Origin of the sequence: Comamonas resistens, from assembly GCF_030064165.1 — a bacterium.
Taxonomy (GTDB): domain Bacteria; phylum Pseudomonadota; class Gammaproteobacteria; order Burkholderiales; family Burkholderiaceae_C; genus Comamonas; species Comamonas resistens.
Genome location: NZ_CP125947.1, coordinates 771,283 through 788,339 on the forward strand (window position 1 = coordinate 771,283; position 17,057 = coordinate 788,339).

16 protein-coding genes are annotated in these 17,057 nt (G+C 60.3%); 9 read left to right on the forward strand and 7 right to left on the reverse strand.

Features of this window, described 5'->3' with window-relative positions; genetic code table 11:
* Positions 1-11: 11 nt before the first annotated feature.
* Positions 12-872: a cysteine hydrolase family protein gene (locus QMY55_RS03490; RefSeq protein WP_283487319.1), complete on the reverse strand. Its 861-nt coding sequence runs from the start codon at positions 870-872 to the stop codon at positions 12-14.
* A 122-nt stretch (positions 873-994) separates the two neighbouring features.
* On the opposite strand from QMY55_RS03490, the gene QMY55_RS03495 reads away from it, so the two are divergent.
* Positions 995-1,678 (forward strand): NUDIX hydrolase, encoded by a 684-nt coding sequence (locus tag QMY55_RS03495; protein WP_283487320.1) that lies wholly within the window; start codon positions 995-997, stop codon positions 1,676-1,678.
* 205 nt (positions 1,679-1,883) lie between these two features.
* On the opposite strand, the gene metK is transcribed toward QMY55_RS03495, so the two are convergent.
* Entirely contained in the window at positions 1,884-3,071 is a 1,188-nt protein-coding gene (metK, locus tag QMY55_RS03500; RefSeq protein ID WP_283487321.1) for a methionine adenosyltransferase, read from the reverse strand.
* A 131-nt stretch (positions 3,072-3,202) separates the two neighbouring features.
* On the opposite strand from metK, the gene QMY55_RS03505 reads away from it, so the two are divergent.
* Both QMY55_RS03505 and QMY55_RS03510 read left to right on the forward strand, forming a co-directional pair.
* Positions 3,203-4,051 (forward strand): lysophospholipid acyltransferase family protein, encoded by an 849-nt coding sequence (locus QMY55_RS03505; RefSeq protein ID WP_283487322.1) that lies wholly within the window; start codon positions 3,203-3,205, stop codon positions 4,049-4,051.
* Positions 4,048-4,929 (forward strand): lysophospholipid acyltransferase family protein, encoded by an 882-nt coding sequence (locus QMY55_RS03510; protein ID WP_283487323.1) that lies wholly within the window; start codon positions 4,048-4,050, stop codon positions 4,927-4,929. The genes QMY55_RS03505 and QMY55_RS03510 overlap by 4 nt, the downstream gene beginning before the upstream one ends.
* 51 nt (positions 4,930-4,980) lie before the next feature.
* On the opposite strand, the gene QMY55_RS03515 is transcribed toward QMY55_RS03510, so the two are convergent.
* On the reverse strand, positions 4,981-5,898 hold the full coding sequence (locus QMY55_RS03515; RefSeq protein ID WP_283487324.1) for an alpha/beta fold hydrolase: 918 nt from the start codon (positions 5,896-5,898) through the stop codon (positions 4,981-4,983).
* Positions 5,899-5,942: 44 nt separating this feature from the next.
* Positions 5,943-6,683, reverse strand: a complete 741-nt coding sequence (gene yihA, locus QMY55_RS03520) for a ribosome biogenesis GTP-binding protein YihA/YsxC (RefSeq protein WP_283487325.1) — start codon at positions 6,681-6,683, stop codon at positions 5,943-5,945.
* Between the two features lie 78 nt (positions 6,684-6,761).
* Here yihA and QMY55_RS03525 point away from each other — a divergent pair, with 78 nt between their 5' ends.
* The 5 genes from QMY55_RS03525 to QMY55_RS03545 all read left to right on the forward strand — a co-directional run bounded on the left by QMY55_RS03525 (position 6,762) and on the right by QMY55_RS03545 (position 12,834).
* Entirely contained in the window at positions 6,762-7,385 is a 624-nt protein-coding gene (locus QMY55_RS03525) for a c-type cytochrome (RefSeq protein WP_283487326.1), read from the forward strand.
* A 130-nt stretch (positions 7,386-7,515) separates the two neighbouring features.
* Positions 7,516-9,699 carry a cytochrome c biogenesis protein ResB gene (locus tag QMY55_RS03530; RefSeq protein ID WP_283487327.1) on the forward strand — a complete coding sequence of 728 codons (2,184 nt, stop codon included), beginning with the start codon at positions 7,516-7,518 and terminating at the stop codon, positions 9,697-9,699.
* Positions 9,696-11,030, forward strand: a complete 1,335-nt coding sequence (gene ccsB, locus QMY55_RS03535; RefSeq protein ID WP_283487328.1) for a c-type cytochrome biogenesis protein CcsB — start codon at positions 9,696-9,698, stop codon at positions 11,028-11,030. Before QMY55_RS03530 ends, ccsB begins: the two co-directional genes overlap by 4 nt.
* 203 nt (positions 11,031-11,233) lie before the next feature.
* Entirely contained in the window at positions 11,234-12,226 is a 993-nt protein-coding gene (msrP, locus tag QMY55_RS03540; protein ID WP_283487329.1) for a protein-methionine-sulfoxide reductase catalytic subunit MsrP, read from the forward strand.
* Positions 12,226-12,834: a protein-methionine-sulfoxide reductase heme-binding subunit MsrQ gene (locus QMY55_RS03545; protein WP_283487330.1), complete on the forward strand. Its 609-nt coding sequence runs from the start codon at positions 12,226-12,228 to the stop codon at positions 12,832-12,834. Before msrP ends, QMY55_RS03545 begins: the two co-directional genes overlap by 1 nt.
* 35 nt (positions 12,835-12,869) lie before the next feature.
* Here the strand turns inward: QMY55_RS03545 and QMY55_RS03550 are convergent, their stop codons facing one another.
* Both QMY55_RS03550 and lptM read right to left on the reverse strand, forming a co-directional pair.
* Positions 12,870-13,697: an oxygen-binding di-iron domain-containing protein gene (locus QMY55_RS03550; RefSeq protein WP_283488874.1), complete on the reverse strand. Its 828-nt coding sequence runs from the start codon at positions 13,695-13,697 to the stop codon at positions 12,870-12,872.
* A gap of 102 nt (positions 13,698-13,799) precedes the next feature.
* On the reverse strand, positions 13,800-14,033 hold the full coding sequence (gene lptM, locus QMY55_RS24825; protein WP_407650607.1) for an LPS translocon maturation chaperone LptM: 234 nt from the start codon (positions 14,031-14,033) through the stop codon (positions 13,800-13,802).
* A 12-nt stretch (positions 14,034-14,045) separates the two neighbouring features.
* On the opposite strand from lptM, the gene cyaY reads away from it, so the two are divergent.
* Positions 14,046-14,387 (forward strand): iron donor protein CyaY, encoded by a 342-nt coding sequence (cyaY, locus tag QMY55_RS03555; protein ID WP_283487331.1) that lies wholly within the window; start codon positions 14,046-14,048, stop codon positions 14,385-14,387.
* Positions 14,388-14,478: 91 nt separating this feature from the next.
* Here the strand turns inward: cyaY and QMY55_RS03560 are convergent, their stop codons facing one another.
* Positions 14,479-16,806, reverse strand: coding sequence for a penicillin-binding protein 1A (locus QMY55_RS03560; protein ID WP_283487332.1), 2,328 nt, complete (start codon positions 16,804-16,806; stop codon positions 14,479-14,481).
* Positions 16,807-17,057: the final 251 nt, after the last annotated feature.

Genomic DNA, 17,057 nt, shown 5'->3' on the forward strand with positions numbered 1-17,057 from the left:
GCAGATTTGTCTCATAGGCCGAAGCTGACGCTGGTTTCGCAGCGTACACCGATTGCCTGCATGCGCTGCAGGAAGTCGGTGTGTGCGGACTCGAAGCCGCCCACAGGGCTCATGCAGTCCGTCAGCAGCACGATGCGCGAGAAGTCCTGGCTGCCCCAGTTTTCCACAATGTGCTCGGTGGTGGCGCGCACGCAGTGGCTGCTGGCCTCGCCTGCAATCACCAGGGTGCCGCTGGCGCGCAACTGGGCCAACAGCGCAGTGTTCAGGCCGGTTTCGGGGTCCTGCGGGTCGGGTACCTCGGCACGGATGGCGCTGTAGTGCTCGGTCCAGGGGTTCATGCCCTTGAAGACATGGCGCGCGGCGCGCAGCTGGCTTTCTTCCCAGTCGCGGCAGGCCTTGAGCACGCTGGCATGGATGCCATGGCCCCAGCTGCCGATTTCACAGTGCATGGGCCAGACCATCAGCGTATAGCTGCCCTGGGCCTCGAGCTGGTCCAGATAGGCCAGGGTGCGGGCCAGCTCGACACTGTTGCGTGGTGCAAATTCGCCGGCACGTACTTGAGCCGCCGTGATCTGGGTGAAGGGCGTGATGGAGGCACCATTGCGCTGCTGCCAGAAAGCCGGATGGGCGATGTCATAGCTCTGGTGCGAATCCAGGGTGATGGTGATCTGGTCGATACCTGCGGCATGGGCCGCGATCCAGCCCGCCAGGCGCAGCATATCTTCGTGAGCGCCCGAAACGGGTAGCACCGGAGCCAGGATGGGTTCCGGGTGCATGCCGGGATTGGAGTAGGCGGGCAGCCAGTTGTCCGGCAGATCACAGAAGTCGTTTTGCGGGTCAATGATGAGTAGCTGTGTGCTGTGGTGGCTCATGGTTTTCATCTTCCGTGCATTGTGCGATGGCTGCAGTTTAAGAGGCTTAAATTAAAAATGCAACTAAGTAATTTTTGATGATTGTGAAATAATTACTAAGAGAAAAAATAGTTGGTAAAAAAATGAATCAAAGAGATGAGCCCAGAGCTCCGGTGCATGTCAGTGTCGATGTGGTGTTGCTGACGCTGGTCGAGCAGCAGCTGCATGCCGTGCTGCTGCGGCGTGCGGCAGCTCCGTTTGCCGGTGTCTGGGCTCTGCCCGGTGGCTATATCCATGCCGAAGAAGACGCCGACGCCAAGGCCAGTGCGGCGCGGGTGCTCAGAAGCAAAGTGGGTATTGAGGGGGCGTATCTGGAACAATTGGCCACCTTTACCGGCCCGGCGCGCGACCCGCGCGGCTGGTCGGTGGCGATTGCCTATTGCGCCTTGCTGCCGGTGCAGAAACTACCGCCGGAACGCGAAGATATCAACGTGGTGGCGGTGTCTGAACTGCCACAGCTGCCGTTTGACCATCGCTCCATCCTGAATGCCGCACTGGCGCGTGTGCGCAGCAAAAGCCTTTATTCCTCGTTGCCTGTGCATCTGTGCGGCGAGACCTTCACGCTGCCGCAGTTGCAGCAGGTCTATGAAAACCTGCTGGGCGAGACGCTGAACAAGGTGAGCTTCCGGCGCAAGATGGATGAAATGGATTGGCTGGAGGCTGTGCCTGGGGCCATGCAAAGCGGTGCGGCGCATCGGCCAGCCCAGCTCTACCGTGTCAAGCCGGTCTTCAGGCAGGAGCTGGCACTGAGCCCCAGAGGTCTTTGAGCCCGGCTAAAAATACTGCATCGCAGGATCTTGGCCTACCTGACCGAGCTGGCCGTGATTCCGGTAAAACGAAGTGCGACAGTGATGAAAGACGATGGCAAGCCCATGCCCAGGTGTCGCGCAATGCTGTGGGCTCTGATGCTCTCCGGCCAATCACGCCGGCAATAAAAAAGCCACCCAAGGGTGGCTTTTGGAAAGGGCTGGGTTATTTCAGCCCGGCTGCTGCACGCAGCGCGGCAGCCTTGTCTGTGCGTTCCCAGGTGAACTCGGGCTCTTCGCGGCCGAAGTGACCGTAAGCTGCTGTCTTGCTGTAAATCGGGCGCAGCAGATCCAGCATCTGGATGATGCCCTTGGGGCGCAGGTCGAAATGCGCGGCCACCAGCTTGGCGATTTCCGCATCGGGAATCACGCCCGTGCCTTCGGTGTACACGGTGATGTTCATGGGGCGGGCGACGCCGATGGCGTAAGCAACCTGCACCTGGCACTGGCGCGCCAGACCGGCGGCGACCACGTTCTTGGCCACATAGCGGGCAGCGTAGGCGGCCGAGCGGTCCACCTTGGTTGGATCCTTACCGGAGAAGGCACCACCGCCATGGGGGCAGGCACCGCCGTAGGTGTCCACAATGATCTTGCGACCGGTCAGGCCGCAGTCGCCCTGAGGGCCGCCCACGACAAAGCGGCCCGTGGGGTTGATCAGGTACTTGGTCTCCTGCAGCCACTCGGAGGGCAGCACGGGCTTGATGATTTCCTCGATGATGGCTTCGGTGAACGATGCCTTCATCTTGGTCGCTGTTTCCGACTGATCGGGGCTGTGCTGGGTGGACAGCACCACGGTGTCGATGCTGTGGGGCTTGCCGTCCACATAGCGCAGGGTCACCTGGCTCTTGGCGTCGGGGCGCAGAAACGGCAGACGGCCATCCTTGCGCAGCTGGGCTTGGCGTTCCATCAGGCGATGTGCGTAATAGATGGGCGCGGGCATCAGCTCGGGCGTTTCGTCGCAGGCGTAGCCGAACATCAGGCCTTGGTCGCCGGCGCCCGTGTTCAGCTCGTCATCGCTGGCCTTGTCCACGCCCTGGGCGATGTCCTGGCTTTGCTTGTCGTAGGCCACCAGCACGGAGCAGCCCTTGTAGTCGATGCCGTATTCGGTGTTGTCGTAGCCGATGCGCTTGATGGTGTCGCGGGCGACCTGGATGTAGTCCACATTCGCGCCGGTGGTGATTTCACCAGCCAATACCACCAGACCGGTGTTGGTCAGTGTCTCGGCTGCCACGCGGCTGTGCGGGTCTTGGGTGAAAATAGCGTCCAGAATCGCGTCGGAGATCTGGTCCGCCACCTTGTCTGGATGGCCTTCAGAAACCGATTCCGAGGTGAACAGAAAATCGCTGTTTGCCATAAATGAAAAACTCCTTCAGTACTTGGGCAATTGCGTTGCCCGAGCCTTCAGGAGCCTGGCGAACGCTTTAGCAGTTTTGTTTTTACGTCGCCCTGCAAGTTGCTCTTTAACTCAGCGACCCGCCTATTCTAATGCCTTCCCTGTTTCGACTGTTTGCTGCACTGCCTTTGTGGCTATTACATGGCCTTGGTGCTGCCATGGGCTGGTTGATCCTGGTGCTATCACCCACCTATCGGCGCCGATTTGTGGCTAACGCGGCGCAGGCTGGCTATGGATTTGTCCAGGTCAAGGCGGCTGTAGGGCATGCCGGGCGCATGGTGTTCGAGATGCCGCGTATCTGGCTGGGGCAGTTGCCGCAGTGCAATATCGTCGGTGGTGAAAGTGCCGAGAAGGCTTATGGCCGGGGCAAGGGCATCGTGTTTCTCACTCCTCATCTGGGCTGCTTCGAGATGTCCGTGCAGGCAGCGGCGCAGCGCTGGGCTGCCGAGCATGGCGACATCACGGTGCTTTATCGTCCGGCGCGCCAGAGCTGGTTGGCCGAGATTCTGGAAACCGCACGCAATCGTCCCGGTGTGCAGGCCGTGCCCACCACCTTGGCGGGGGTGCGCCAGATGATCAAGGCCCTGCGCCAGGGCGCGGCCGTCGGTTTGCTGCCCGATCAGGTGCCACCCAACGGTTTGGGGATCTGGTCGCCTTTTTTCGGGCGTGATGCGTATACGATGACCTTGGCAGCACGCCTGGTGCTGCAGACCGGTGCCACGGTGATCCTGGCCCGGTGTGAGCGCAAGTCCTGGGGGCGGGGCTACACGCTGTATTTAGAGGAATTGCCTGTGCCCGAATCTCAAACGCTGGAAGCCACGGTCCAGCTCATCAATGAGGCCATGGAGGCCACCATTCGCCAGTGCCCGCAGCAATACCTGTGGGGCTACGGCCGCTACAAGCAGCCGCGCGAGGAAAAGCTGCAGGGAGACAAGGCATGAGCGGCAGCAAGATTGCTATCGGCTTCATGCATGTGCTGGCCAAGCTGCCGCTGCCCATGCTGCGCGGTCTGGGCAAATTCATTGGTCGGGTGCTGTTTGTGGTCGCCGGTCAGCGCCGGCGCATTGCGCTGCGCAATCTGGAGTTGTGTTTTCCCGATGTGCCGCAAGCTCAGCGCAAAGCCTGGGCAAAAGAGTCTTTTGAGGTCTTTTGCCAGACGTTTCTCGACAGAAGCTGGTTGTGGTTTGGCTCCGAAGCGCTGGTGCGCAGCCGCGTCAAGCTGGTCGGAGCGACACATGAGCTGGAGGGCGACACGCCGACCATCGTGTTTGCGCCGCATTTCTACAGCATGGATGCTGGCGGCCTGGCCCTGCCGCTGAACACCGAGCGTGAATTCACCTCCATCTTTGCGACCAACCCCGATCCCGATCTGGACGCCTGGTTCATGGCCGGCCGCCAGCGCTTCGGCAATGTACGCATGCTCAATCGCGCCGACGGCGTCAAACCCATCATCTCCTGCGTGCGCAAGGGAGGCTTGTTGTATCTGCTGCCCGATATGGACTATGGCAAGAACGACTCCGTCTTCGTGCCATTCTTCGCGGTAGAGAATACAGCCACGATCCCCTCGCTCTCGCGCTTTGCGCGCCTGGGCAAGGCCAAGGTGGTAGCGCTCTACAACCGCATGACTCCGGAAGGCTATGTGGCCGAGCTGACGCCGGCCTGGGAGAACTTCCCGACGGAAGACCATGTGGCCGACACCGCCCGCATGAACCGCGAGTTGCAGGCCGCCATCATGACCATGGTTCCGCAGTATTACTGGGTGCACAAGCGCTTCAAGACGCGCCCTGATGGCGAGCCATCGCTGTACTCCGGGAAATAGGCGTCAGATCGTTCTCCATGCCATGATGGCTGGGCGCCAGAAGCTTCCTTTTCAGGAGCGCACTGGCGTCTGAAGAAACTCGGTCAGGGCGCGCTGCACAGCCTCGGGCCTCTCATGGACCACCCAGTGGCTGCAGCCTTGCAGATGCTCTATCTCCAACTGCGGCACCCATTGCTCCAGCCCATGCAGCAAGGCGGGCTGCAGTGCCAGGTCGCTATCGCCCCAGAGAATGCGCACCGGCACAGGAATGTGCAGCATTTCATCGGGTAGGCTGAGCTCGCGAATGTCCTGCAGCTCATCGGCGCTGCCGCCGGGCCGGGGCGGCACCAGGGGGCTGGCAGCGTAGAACATGCAGGCGCCATGCACGCCCAGATCCCAATGCTCGCGGTATTGCTGCTGACGCTCGGGCGTCAGCCATGCGGGCATGCTGCCGTCGGGGTTCTGAAAGAATCCCAGCATGCGCTGCCAGCCGTTTTCGGCCAGCAGCTCGGGGGCGTCGGGCCGGCGCAGAAAATGCATGTACTGGCTGGCGGATTGCTGCACGGGATTGGACTGCAGTTCCCGCAGGAAGCTGCCGGGATGTGGGGAATTGAGTATCAGCAGCCGCTCAAGCTGCTGGGGATAGCGGTTGGCCAGGCCCCAGGCCACAGCGCCGCCCCAGTCATGGGCAATCACGCAGGCGGCGCGCTGGTCAGCGCTTTCCAGTGCAATCAAGGCGGAAAGATCATCCACCAGATATTTGGCGCGGTAGTCGCTGATGGCCGTGGGTTGGCTGGAGCGCCCATAGCCGCGCAGATTGGGCGCCACGCAGCGGTAGCGGCTGCCGAATTGCTCAAGCAGCCCATCCCAGATGAAAGCGCCTTCGGGGAAGCCGTGCAGAAACAGCAACAGGGGCTGCCCCGGCTCGCCGCTGACACGGCATTCCAGTTCAACCCCTGTGGACAGGGAATGCATGCAAGTCATGACCATGAAGCTCTCCTTTTTGTAGCTTCTGGCGCTTGCAAGATAAGCGCCTAGGGCTGATTTTGCTCAGGTGTCCCGTCGTCAGGCGTCGCTTGGGTGACGGGAGCAGCCTGGGGCATTCCCTCGGGGTGACACCAGTGCCACAGCAGTTGGGCCACATCATCCACACCCTGCTTTTTGAGGGCCGAGAACAAACGCACCTCGCCACCGCCGGCATTGAGCTTGGTGATGGACAGTATTTTGGCCTGCTCGGCGCGGGTCAGCTTGTCGGCCTTGGTCAGCACGATGAGGAACTTCAGGCCTTGCTCTACGCGGGGACGGATGGCGTCCAGCAGGGCTTCGTCCAGCTCGGTTAGGCCCAGGCGCGGGTCGCACAGCAGCACCACGGCAGACAGGCTTTCGCGGCTCATCAGGTAGTTGAGCATGACGCGCTGCCAGCGTTCCTTGTCGGTGCGCGACACGGCGGCATAGCCATAGCCGGGCAGGTCGGCCAGCACGGCATCGGTCACACCCTGCTTGCCCAGGGAAAACAGGTTGATGTGCTGGGTGCGGCCGGGCTTCTTGGACGCAAACGCCAGCTGTTTTTGCTGGGTCAGCGTGTTGATGGCAGTGGACTTGCCTGCGTTGGAGCGGCCCACAAAGGCGATTTCAGGGACCTCGACCTTGGGCAGCTGATTGAGCTGGGCTGCGGTCGTGAAAAAGCGTGCAGTGTGCATCCAGCCCATCGCAAGCTTGCTGTCGATCAAAGAATGTGTTTTTCCGGGAGTTGTATCCGGGGAAGCATGGGTCATGACGGTAACTATTTCAGGGAGGCCCATTGTAGAATTTGACGGATTAGCACTCTCAACAATAGACCCGGCCCCCTCGATATGAAGTTGCTTGCCTCTTTGCTGACTGCTGCCATTTTCGCAGCACCTGCCTTCCCTGCATTTTCTGCAGGAGAAACACCTGTCAAGGCAGATGCCGCCAAAGGGCAGGCCAGTTATGGGGCGGTATGCGCCTCTTGCCACGCCGCTGACGGCAATTCCTCCGTTCCTCTGCAGCCCAAGCTGGCAGGCCAGCACCCCGAGTATCTGGTCAAGCAGCTGCGCGAGTTCAAGGACGGAAAGCGCAACGACCCCGTGATGAAGGGCTTTGCCTCTTCGCTCAGCGAAGGCGACATGCAAAATATCGCGGTTTGGCTGCATACCCAGGCGCCCAAGAACGGTTTTTCCAAGGAAAAAGATCTGGTCGCTCTGGGCGAGCGCATCTATCGTGGCGGCATTCAGGATCGTCAGATTGCTGCTTGCGCCAGCTGCCACAGCCCCAATGGTGCAGGCCTGCCGGCCCAGTACCCACGTCTTTCGGGCCAGCATGCCGATTACACGGTGAAGTCTCTGACGGACTTTCGTGACGGCAAGCGCGCCAATAGCATTCCCATGGCACAGGTTGCTGCCAAGCTTAACGATCGCGAAATCAAGGCCGTGGCAGACTATATAGCTGGCTTGCGTTAAAGGTCTTTCACTTCCATGCCTGGGTGATTCCGGGAACTTTCAGGCTTAAGGCAACCCCCAAGTCAGGCGGGCCATCGGCTGCATCAGCAGATGGACCCGCCTTTTTGCGTCCGGATATTTCAAATCGTTCATGTCAGACCTTCCACTTCGCGATCGTGACTCTTCTCGCTCACAGGCAGTGCGCGCGACCCTGGAGTTGCTGGCCTCGATGCGCTTCGCCATTTCACTGCTGACAGTGATCTGCATCGCATCGGTCATTGGCACCGTGCTCAAGCAGCACGAGCCGCTGGTCAACTACGTCAACCAGTTTGGTCCGTTCTGGGCGCAGCTGTTTCTGGCGCTCAAGCTCAATGCGGTCTATAGCGCTTGGTGGTTCTTGCTGATTCTGGCTTTTCTGGTCATCAGCACCGGCCTGTGCGTGATGCGTCATGCGCCCAAATATCTGGCCGATATCCGCACCTACAAGGAAAACATCCGCGAGCAGAGCCTCAAGGCCTTTCACCATCGCGCCGAGGCCGATGTGCCCGGCACTACGGAGGAAGCTGCAAAGCGTATCGGTCAGCAACTGGCAGGCGGTGGCTGGAAGGTCAAGCTGCAGCAACGTGACACGGCTGCAGGCCCTGGCACAGGCTGGATGTTGGCGGCCAAGGCCGGTGCGGCCAACAAGCTGGGCTATATCGCCGCACACACGGCCATCATTCTGATCTGTCTGGGTGGCTTGTTTGACGGCGATCTGATCGTGCGTGCCCAGATGCTGCTGGGCGGCAAAACGCCCTATACCGGCGGCGGCATGATTTCCGATGTGGCACCCGAGCACCGTCTGTCGACCAGGAATCCGACTTTCCGCGGCAACCTCATGGTATCCGAAGGTACGCAGTCCGGTACCGCCATCCTGGCGCAATCGGATGGCATCTTGCTGCAAGATCTGCCATTCTCGGTGGAGTTGAAGAAGTTCATTGTGGAGTACTACTCCACCGGCATGCCCAAGCTGTTTGCCAGCGATATCGTGATTCATGATCGCGAGACCGGCGAAAAGCTGGAAAAGCGCGTGGAAGTGAACCATCCGGCCAGCTACAAGGGCATAGAGATCTACCAGAGCAGTTTTGATGACGGTGGTTCCACCGTCAAGCTGCATGCCATGCCCATGGACGGCATTTCCAAGCCCTTTGATGTGGAAGGCGTGATCGGCAACTCCACAGAAATCGTGCGTCAGCTGGCCGATGGCAAGCAGGACAAGCTCAGACTCGAATACACGGCGCTGCGCACCATCAACGTGGAAAACTTTGGCGGCAAGGACAAGAGTGCCTCGGCCACCGATGTGCGCAAGGTGGATCTGAAGCAGTCGATTGAAGACCGGCTGGGCGCTGGCCACAAGACCACGGACAAGAAGGATTTGCGCAATATCGGCCCCAGCGTGGGCTACAAGCTGCGTGATGCCTCGGGCCAGGCGCGCGAGTTCCAGAACTACATGCTGCCCGTGGATACGGGTGATGGTCAGCCTGTTTTCCTGCTGGGTGTGCGTGAGAACCAGGCCGATGAAATGCGCTATCTGCGCGTGCCTGCCGATCCCGAAGGCACGATGAACACTTTCCTGGGCCTGCGCCAGGCCATGCAGGACAAGGACATGGCCGAAAAGGCAGCCCGTGCCTATGTGCAAAAGGCTGTCGATGTTTCCAAGCCCGAGCTGGCCGAGCCGCTGACCCAGTCCGCCCTCAAGGCGCTGGAGCTGTTTGCCGGCAAGGACGGCAAGATCAAGGGCCCCGATGGCAAGCCATTGGGCGGCCTGCAGGCGATCTCGAACTTCATGGACAGCAATGTGCCCGAGGCCGAGCGCGAGCGCGCCGGCGAGGTGCTGGTGCGCATTCTCAATGGCGTGCTGTACGAGCTGGCCCGGCAGGTGCGCGCCCAGGCGGGTCTCAAGCCTTTCGAGGGTGACGAGAAGACTCAGGCCTTCATGACGCAGTCGGTTTTCTCGCTCAGCGACGCGCAGTTCTATCCCGCACCCGTGGTTTTCATGATGACGGACTTCAAGCAGGTGCAGGCCAGTGTCTTCCAGGTGGCACGAGCCCCTGGCAAGAACATTGTTTATCTGGGCTGCCTCTTCCTGATCATCGGCGTGTTTGCCATGCTGTATGTGCGTGACCGCCGCATCTGGATCTGGCTGACTCCCGCCAACAACGGTGCAAGCCATGCGAACATGGCCTTGTCCACCAACCGCAAGACCATGGATGGTGACCGTGAATTCACCATGCTGGCCGACAAGCTGATCGGGGCCAAACCCGTGCAAAAGAAGACTCCCGGAGGTTCTGTATGAACACCGCCACGACGACATTGACACTGAACGAGGGCTATTTCGCCCGCCGCAACTGGTTTGACTGGTTGTTTGCGGTCGTGGTGGCCGTGGGGCTCGGTTATGCGCTGCAGCGCTATGCCAGCTATATGGATGTGTACGAGAAAGGCATTTTGCTGGCCTCCATTCCCGCCATGATCTGGCTGGGCTGGTTCTGGCGTCCGCTGTCGGTGCTGATGCTGGCGGTGGCGGCTTTCTCGTTGATGGCCATAGGCCTGTACCAGGGTACAGACGGAGGCGAGCTGGCACGCTCGGAGACGGTCTTCGGCCTGAAGTACTTCCTCTCCAGCCAGTCCGCCATTCTGTGGATGAGCATGGTGTTCTTCATCAGCACGGTGTTCTACTGGATTGGCGTGTTCGCCAGGAGTGAGCGCTCCGTCATGTCGCTGCTGGGCTCGCGCCTGGCGTGGCTGGCCGTGGCTATGGCGCTGATCGGCACCATGGTGCGCTGGTACGAAAGCTATCTGCTGGGCCCGGACATCGGCCATATCCCCGTCAGCAACCTCTACGAAGTGTTCGTCATGTTCTGCTGGATGACGACCATCTTCTATCTTTACTACGAGCAGCATTACGACACACGCGCCCTGGGCGGCTTTGTCATGCTGGTGGTCAGCGCGGCCGTGGGCTTTCTGCTCTGGTACACGCTGGTGCGCCAGGCCCATGAGATTCAGCCGCTGGTGCCTGCCCTCAAGAGCTGGTGGATGAAGCTGCACGTGCCCGCCAACTTCATCGGCTACGGCACGTTTGCGCTGTCGGCCATGGTGGCCTTTGCCTATCTGATCAAGCAGCAGGCGACCGAGACCAAGTGGTACAAGCTGGCGCCGCTGTGGCTGCTGGGCGTGGTGCTGTGCTTCGAGCCCATCGTCTTCCGCAAGGGCGCGACCGACAATGGCGGCAGCTACTGGATTGTTTACTTCGGCATCTCGGCACTGATCGTGGCCGGCATCCTGCTGTCGCGCAAGCGCATTGCCCAGCGCCTGCCTTCGTTTGAAATCCTGGACGACGTGATGTACAAGGCCATTGCCGTGGGCTTTGCCTTCTTCACCATCGCCACCGTGCTGGGCGCGCTGTGGGCGGCCGAGGCCTGGGGTGGTTACTGGAGCTGGGACCCCAAGGAAACCTGGGCACTGATCGTCTGGCTCAACTATGCGGCCTGGCTGCATATGCGCTTGATGAAGGGGCTGCGCGGCACCGTGTCCGCCTGGTGGGCGCTGGCCGGTCTGGCTGTCACCTCTTTTGCCTTCCTGGGCGTGAATATGTTCCTCTCGGGCCTGCATAGCTACGGCGAGCTGTAAGCCTTCAGGGCTTCGTAGGCCGGCACTCTGATAAATGGAGCTGCTTGCGCTGGTGGGTAAATGACTTCAGGCTATAAAAGTCTTGAAGTCACTATCCATCAAGCGCTAGCAGCTCCTTTTTTATTGAAGAATTCGGAGGAACTTTGCTGACGCAGGGGGCTTCCAAATCGCACTACTCTTGATCGTCGTTTGGGAGCATTCCTATGCTGATACGTCACCGCAACCAAGGCTTCGAGCACCCACTGGGCAGCGAGATCACGCCGCAGACCCGGTATCTGCAGCGCCGCGCTTTCATGCAGACACTGGCCATGGGGGCTGCGGGTGCCACATTGGCCGGCTGGGCTGGTCGTGATGCGCTGGCTGCCGCCGAGCGCGCGCATCTGCCTGTCTTGAAGGGGGCGACCAGCAAGGTGGCTGGAGCCATGACCATGGAAGCGGTGACCAGCTACCAGGATGTGACCAGCTATAACAACTACTACGAGTTCGGCCTGGACAAGGATGAGCCGGCCCGCAACGCGCATACGCTCAGGACCCGGCCCTGGACGGTGCGCATAGAAGGTCTGGTGCAAAAGCCGCAGACGCTGGACATCGACAGCTTGCTCAAGCTCGCGCCCATGGAGGAGCGCATCTACCGCCTGCGCTGCGTGGAGGGCTGGTCCATGGTCATTCCCTGGGTCGGCTATTCGTTGTCCGAGCTTCTGAAGAAGGTTCAGCCTCTGGGCAGCGCCAAGTATGTGGAATTCGTCACCCTGGCCGACAAATCCCAGATGCCGGGGCTGCGCAGCGCGGTGCTGGACTGGCCTTATACCGAAGGCTTGCGACTGGATGAAGCCATGCACCCGCTGACATTGCTGGCCTTTGGCATGTATGGCGAGGTCCTGCCCAACCAGAATGGCGCGCCGCTGCGCCTGGTCGTGCCCTGGAAATATGGCTTCAAAAGTGCCAAGTCGCTGGTGGCAATTCGGCTGACCGACAAGGAGCCGGGTACGGCCTGGAACAAGGCTGCGCGCAACGAATACGGCTTCTATTCCAATGTGAATCCCGATGTGGACCACCCGCGCTGGAGCCAGGCGACCGAGCGGCGCATAGGCGAGGGCGGCCTGTTTGCCAAAAAGCGCAAGACGCTGCTGTTCAACGGCTATGGCGATCAGGTAGCACAGCTGTATGCGGGCATGGATCTGAAAAAGTTCTATTGATGCAGGCCTGGTTGCAAAAACCGTTGCTGCAGCCCTGGGCCAAGCCGCTGGTCTTTGTGCTGTGTCTGCTGCCTTGCGCATGGCTGACCTATGCAGCCTTTAACGATGGATTGGGTGCCAATCCCGCGGAAGCCCTGTTGCGCAGCACGGGCGATTGGACGCTGCGTTTTCTCTGCATCGTGCTGGCGGTAACGCCGCTGCGCCAGATCACGGGCTGGACTCTGCTGGTGCGCTATCGCCGCATGCTGGGTCTGTATGTGTTCTTCTACGCCTGCCTGCACCTGCTTTGCTATGCCTGGTTCGACATGGGGCTGGATTGGGGCGATATCGTGGCCGATATTCCCAAGCGGCCTTTCATCCTGGTGGGCTTTACGGCCTGGGCCGTCCTGCTGGTGCTGGCCGCAACGTCGCCGAAATGGGTGCTAAGGGCTCTGGGGGGCAAGCGCTGGCAGTGGCTGCACCGTGCGGTCTATCTGGTGGTCCCGCTGGCGCTGCTGCATTTCTTCTGGATGCGCGCGGGCAAGAACAACTTTGCCGAAGTGGCTGTCTATGCAGTGATTCTTGCCACTTTGCTTGGCTGGCGTGCGGTACGCGCTATCAAAAAATAATAGAACTTACGCGAACTTGGGCAAGTCGTGAACCGTCAGCCTGCAACAGCACGCAATGGTGGGCGCACCTGGCGCGATACGGGGTCGATCTCGGCCGTAGGCAACTGGTAAGAGCGCTGGTCGAACAGGTCGATGCCGCACTGCAGGCCTTCTAGCCAGTTGAACAGGTCGCCAATGGCTTGCTGGCCCATGATGGGCGCGCCATGCTGAGGCACGATCATGGCGATGGGCAACTGCCGCGCCATCTGCACCCACAGCTTCAGAATCTTGTTGGAGACCATGTAGCGGCGGTGAAAGCCTTCCATCCGGGCGATATGAGGCAGCAGGTCGGTGACGGGGGTCTGGGCCTCGGCGCCCGTAGTCAGGGATACGCCCAGGTCGCCGGTGAACAGAATCTTGCTGATCGGGTCGTAGAAGTGGAAATTGCCTTCGGCATGCAGAAAATGCGCGGGCAGCAGCACCAGTTCGCTGTTACCCAGGGGCAGGCGACCGCCGGAGTCGGGCACGCCGATGACGCGGTTTTCCGTCTTGCCGACCTTGGTGAAGTGCGGCGCAAAGCGCTCCCAGATGCGCGAGATCACCAGTTGGGCGCGGGTGCTGGTCATCCAGCGGTCCAGCGAGGCGATGATGTCCGGGTCGGCATGCGAGGCCACCACATAGGCCAGCTTTTGCGGCGGGAAATGCCGCGACATGCCCATGAACAACTCGTTGAAAGCCAGGTTGCCGCCCGGGTCGATGATGGCTCCTGTACCGTTGTCCACGATCAGGAACTGATTGGCCTGGATCGCCTGCCCATCTTCCTCAATGAGGTCGGTGAACATCAGACAGGCATGGTGTTTGTCGCGATAGAGCTCTATGGGCATGGCAGGCAATTTGTCAAAGGACAAGGTGCCTGGACTCTAGGGGCTAAGCCCCCAACCCATGTTGATATGCATCAAGCCTCGGGGCTGGCTTTTACCGGAGGCCTAATAGGCCTCATCTTGGGGAGGTGGTGCCAGAGGCACTACAGGTGCCGGCTTTGTATCCGCCGAGCGGGAGGAAATGCCCAGCGACTCGGGCAAGGTGGCGCGCTCCTGAGCTGAAGGTGTGTTGGGCAGATAGAGAGACCCTCTTTGTCCGCAGCCGGAAATAGCGGCCATGGACGCCGCACAAGCTGCAAGGGCAATGCACCTGACTAGAATTTGATTGGCTTTCAACATGGGCAAATTGTAATGACTGACCTTGAATATCTGGACCGCGCCGACCAACTGCTTTTGGCGGTCGAGCAATGCTGTGACCGTATCGACGACGAAACCGATGCCGATATCGACGCCCAGCGTGTGGGGGGCATGGTGACTCTGGTGTTTGCAAACCGCAGCCAGATTGTGATCAACCAGCAAAAGCCCCTGCATGAAATCTGGCTGGCAGCCAAGGCCGGTGGTTTTCACTATCGCTTTGACGAGGTGCAACAGATCTGGCTGGATACCAAGGGTGCTGGTGAATTCTTTGCCAACCTCAGCCAATATGCGAGCGAGCAATCGGGCCTGAAGCTGGAGTTCAAGGCACTGGCCTGAAACTGAGCACTGCTCCTCAATAAAAAAGCCTGTCACCGATGGTGGCAGGCTTTTTTGTTTGGGGCGCAGCCGCTAGTGCGGCGCAGGGGCGTCAGTTCCTGAACAGATCCAGAATGCGGCTGCGTTCTTCTGCTGCAGGGGCTGGGGTTGCGCCGGGGCCAGCATCAGAAGGCGCAGCGCTTTCCATGCCCAGGCTGGGTACACCGCCGCCGCGGGCATTTTCCTCGTAGTACCAGTCGCCACCCATGCTCACCACGCCAGGAGGCGCTTGAACCTCAGCCACGGGGACGCCCTTGAGGGCATGCTGCATGAAGCTGATCCAGATGGGCAGGCTCAGGCCGCCGCCGGTCTCGCGCGAGCCCAGATTGCGGGGAGTGTCGTAGCCGATCCAGGACACGGCGGCCAGGGAAGGCTGATAGCCGGCGAACCATGCATCCACGGAGTCGTTGGTGGTACCTGTCTTGCCATAGAGGTCAGGACGCTTGAGAGTGGCCTGAGCCCGGGCGGCAGTGCCAACCCTGGCAACGTCGTTGAGCATGGTGCCGGTGACGAAGGCATTGCGGGCCGGAATGGCCTGGGGCAGCTGGCTGACGGGCGGAGGGGTGAACTCCGACAGCACGCGCCCCTTGTGGTCCGTGACACGTGCGATCAACCAGGGGTTGATGCGGTGGCCGCCATTGGCAAACACCGAATAGGCGCCGGCCATCTGCAAGGGCGTTACCGAGCCAGCGCCCAGGGCCATGGTCAGATAGGCCGGTTGCTTGGCGGCTTCAAAGCCGAAGCGTGTTGCCCATTCCTGGCCTGCCTTGGGACCTATGGCTTGCAGCAGGCGGATGGAGATCATGTTCTTGGACTTGTTCAAGCCCGTGCGCATGGTCATGGGGCCGGCGTATGTGCCGTCGTAGTTCTTGGGCTCCCAGGGTTGGCCGCCGGTGGTCGCGGCGCTGAAGAAGATGGGCGCGTCATTGATCATCGTGGCAGGCGAGAAACCATGTTCCAGCGAAGCCGAATAGATGAAAGGCTTGAAGCTGGAGCCGGGCTGGCGCCAGGCCTGGGTCACGTGATTGAACTTGTTCTTCTCGAAGTCAAAGCCGCCGACCAGAGCGCGGATGGCACCGGTTTCGGTGGACATGGCAACAAAAGCGCCTTCCACCTCGGGCAGCTGGGTGATTTCCCAGGAACCCTTGGCTGTCTTGACGGCGCGAATCACGGCGCCAGGACGAATCTTGGTGTTGGGTGGGGCCTTGGGGCTCAGACCCGACTCGGCAGGGCGCAAGCCTTCGCCCGTGATTTCGAAATGCTCGCCATCGGCCCGTGAAGCCACAATCTTGCGCGGAGAAGCCTCCAGCACCACCGCAGCGATCACATCGCCGTTGTCGGGGTGGTTGGCCAGGACATCGTCGATGGCGTCTTCACGCTCCTGGGCGTTGCTGGGCAGATTGATGAATTTCTCGGGGCCGCGGTATTTCTGGCGGCGCTCGTAGTTCATGATGCCGTCGCGCAATGCCTTGTAGGCAGCTTCCTGTTCACCGGCATTGAGGGTCGTGTAGACGTTCAGGCCGCGGGTATAGGCTTCGCCACCGTATTGTGCAAAGATCAGCTGACGGGCCATTTCGGCTACGTATTCCGCATGCACGCGGGTGGAGTTGCTGGTGGTGCGCAGCTTCAGCGGCTCTTCGCGGGCCTGCTTGGCTTGCTCGGCTGTGATGAAGCCGTTTTCCTCCATGCGGTCAATGATGTAGAGCTGGCGGATGCGTGCGCGCTTGGGATTGCTGATGGGGTTGTATGCCGAAGGCGCCTTGGGCAGACCTGCCAGCATGGCTGCCTCAGCCACGGTGATGTCCTTGAGCGGGTGGCCGAAATAGGCCTCGCAGGCCGCCGCAAAGCCGTATGCGCGGTTGCCCAGGAAGATCTGGTTCATATAGATCTCGAGGATCTGCTCCTTGGTCAGCAAGTGCTCAAGCTTGAAGGTCAGCAGGATTTCGTAGATCTTGCGGGTATAGGTCTTCTCGGAAGACAGATACACATTACGCGCTACCTGCATGGTGATGGTGGATGCGCCCTGGCTTTTGACTTTGCCCAGGTTGGCCAGCGCGGCACGCAGCATGCCCTTGTAGTCGACGCCTCCATGCTCGAAGAAGCGCGTGTCCTCAATGGCCAGCACCGCGTCGGTCATGACCTTGGGAATCTCCTTGATGGGGGTCAGCGTACGGCGCTCTTCGCCAAATTCGCCCAGCAGCGCACCCTCGCTCGAATAGATCCGCAGCGGCAGCTTGGGGCGGTAGTCGGCGAGTTCGGAGACATCCGGCAGATTGGGGTAGGCCATGGCCAGAGCCACTGCGACCGCAAGCAAGACAGCCAGAGCGCCAGCAAGCGCAAGGCCAAACAACCAGAAGATGGAGCGAGGCAGCCAGTGCATGCGTTTTTTAGGAGCAGGCTGGCCAGGTGGCGGAGCCTGATGAGTTGAATATTCTGAAGGCGGCATTTCGCTGTTAGTACAGAGGGTGACGCATTATAGAAATGCACCCTTGAGAGCAAGGCAGGGCAGTCGGATGGCTGCGATTTTGCTGAATCCTAAAGCACAGGGTTAGCACTGTTTTAATGATGGTCGAAACAGTTCTTGTATTTGATCGTGAACAAAAATGTCTTTTTTTGGCCACGAATCGAGGC

Coding starts and splice junctions, on each gene's coding strand:
- QMY55_RS03515 (WP_283487324.1), bottom strand. CDS start 5,898: ATGGTCATGACTTGCATGCATTCCCTGTCCACAGGGGTTGAACTGGAA.
- QMY55_RS03560 (WP_283487332.1), bottom strand. CDS start 16,806: ATGCACTGGCTGCCTCGCTCCATCTTCTGGTTGTTTGGCCTTGCGCTT.
- QMY55_RS03530 (WP_283487327.1), top strand. CDS start 7,516: ATGTCAGACCTTCCACTTCGCGATCGTGACTCTTCTCGCTCACAGGCA.
- QMY55_RS03505 (WP_283487322.1), top strand. CDS start 3,203: ATGCCTTCCCTGTTTCGACTGTTTGCTGCACTGCCTTTGTGGCTATTA.
- QMY55_RS03510 (WP_283487323.1), top strand. CDS start 4,048: ATGAGCGGCAGCAAGATTGCTATCGGCTTCATGCATGTGCTGGCCAAG.
- QMY55_RS03490 (WP_283487319.1), bottom strand. CDS start 872: ATGAGCCACCACAGCACACAGCTACTCATCATTGACCCGCAAAACGAC.
- lptM (WP_407650607.1), bottom strand. CDS start 14,033: ATGTTGAAAGCCAATCAAATTCTAGTCAGGTGCATTGCCCTTGCAGCT.
- QMY55_RS03550 (WP_283488874.1), bottom strand. CDS start 13,697: ATGCCCATAGAGCTCTATCGCGACAAACACCATGCCTGTCTGATGTTC.
- msrP (WP_283487329.1), top strand. CDS start 11,234: ATGCTGATACGTCACCGCAACCAAGGCTTCGAGCACCCACTGGGCAGC.
- ccsB (WP_283487328.1), top strand. CDS start 9,696: ATGAACACCGCCACGACGACATTGACACTGAACGAGGGCTATTTCGCC.
- QMY55_RS03545 (WP_283487330.1), top strand. CDS start 12,226: ATGCAGGCCTGGTTGCAAAAACCGTTGCTGCAGCCCTGGGCCAAGCCG.
- metK (WP_283487321.1), bottom strand. CDS start 3,071: ATGGCAAACAGCGATTTTCTGTTCACCTCGGAATCGGTTTCTGAAGGC.
- yihA (WP_283487325.1), bottom strand. CDS start 6,683: ATGACCCATGCTTCCCCGGATACAACTCCCGGAAAAACACATTCTTTG.
- QMY55_RS03525 (WP_283487326.1), top strand. CDS start 6,762: ATGAAGTTGCTTGCCTCTTTGCTGACTGCTGCCATTTTCGCAGCACCT.
- QMY55_RS03495 (WP_283487320.1), top strand. CDS start 995: ATGAATCAAAGAGATGAGCCCAGAGCTCCGGTGCATGTCAGTGTCGAT.
- cyaY (WP_283487331.1), top strand. CDS start 14,046: ATGACTGACCTTGAATATCTGGACCGCGCCGACCAACTGCTTTTGGCG.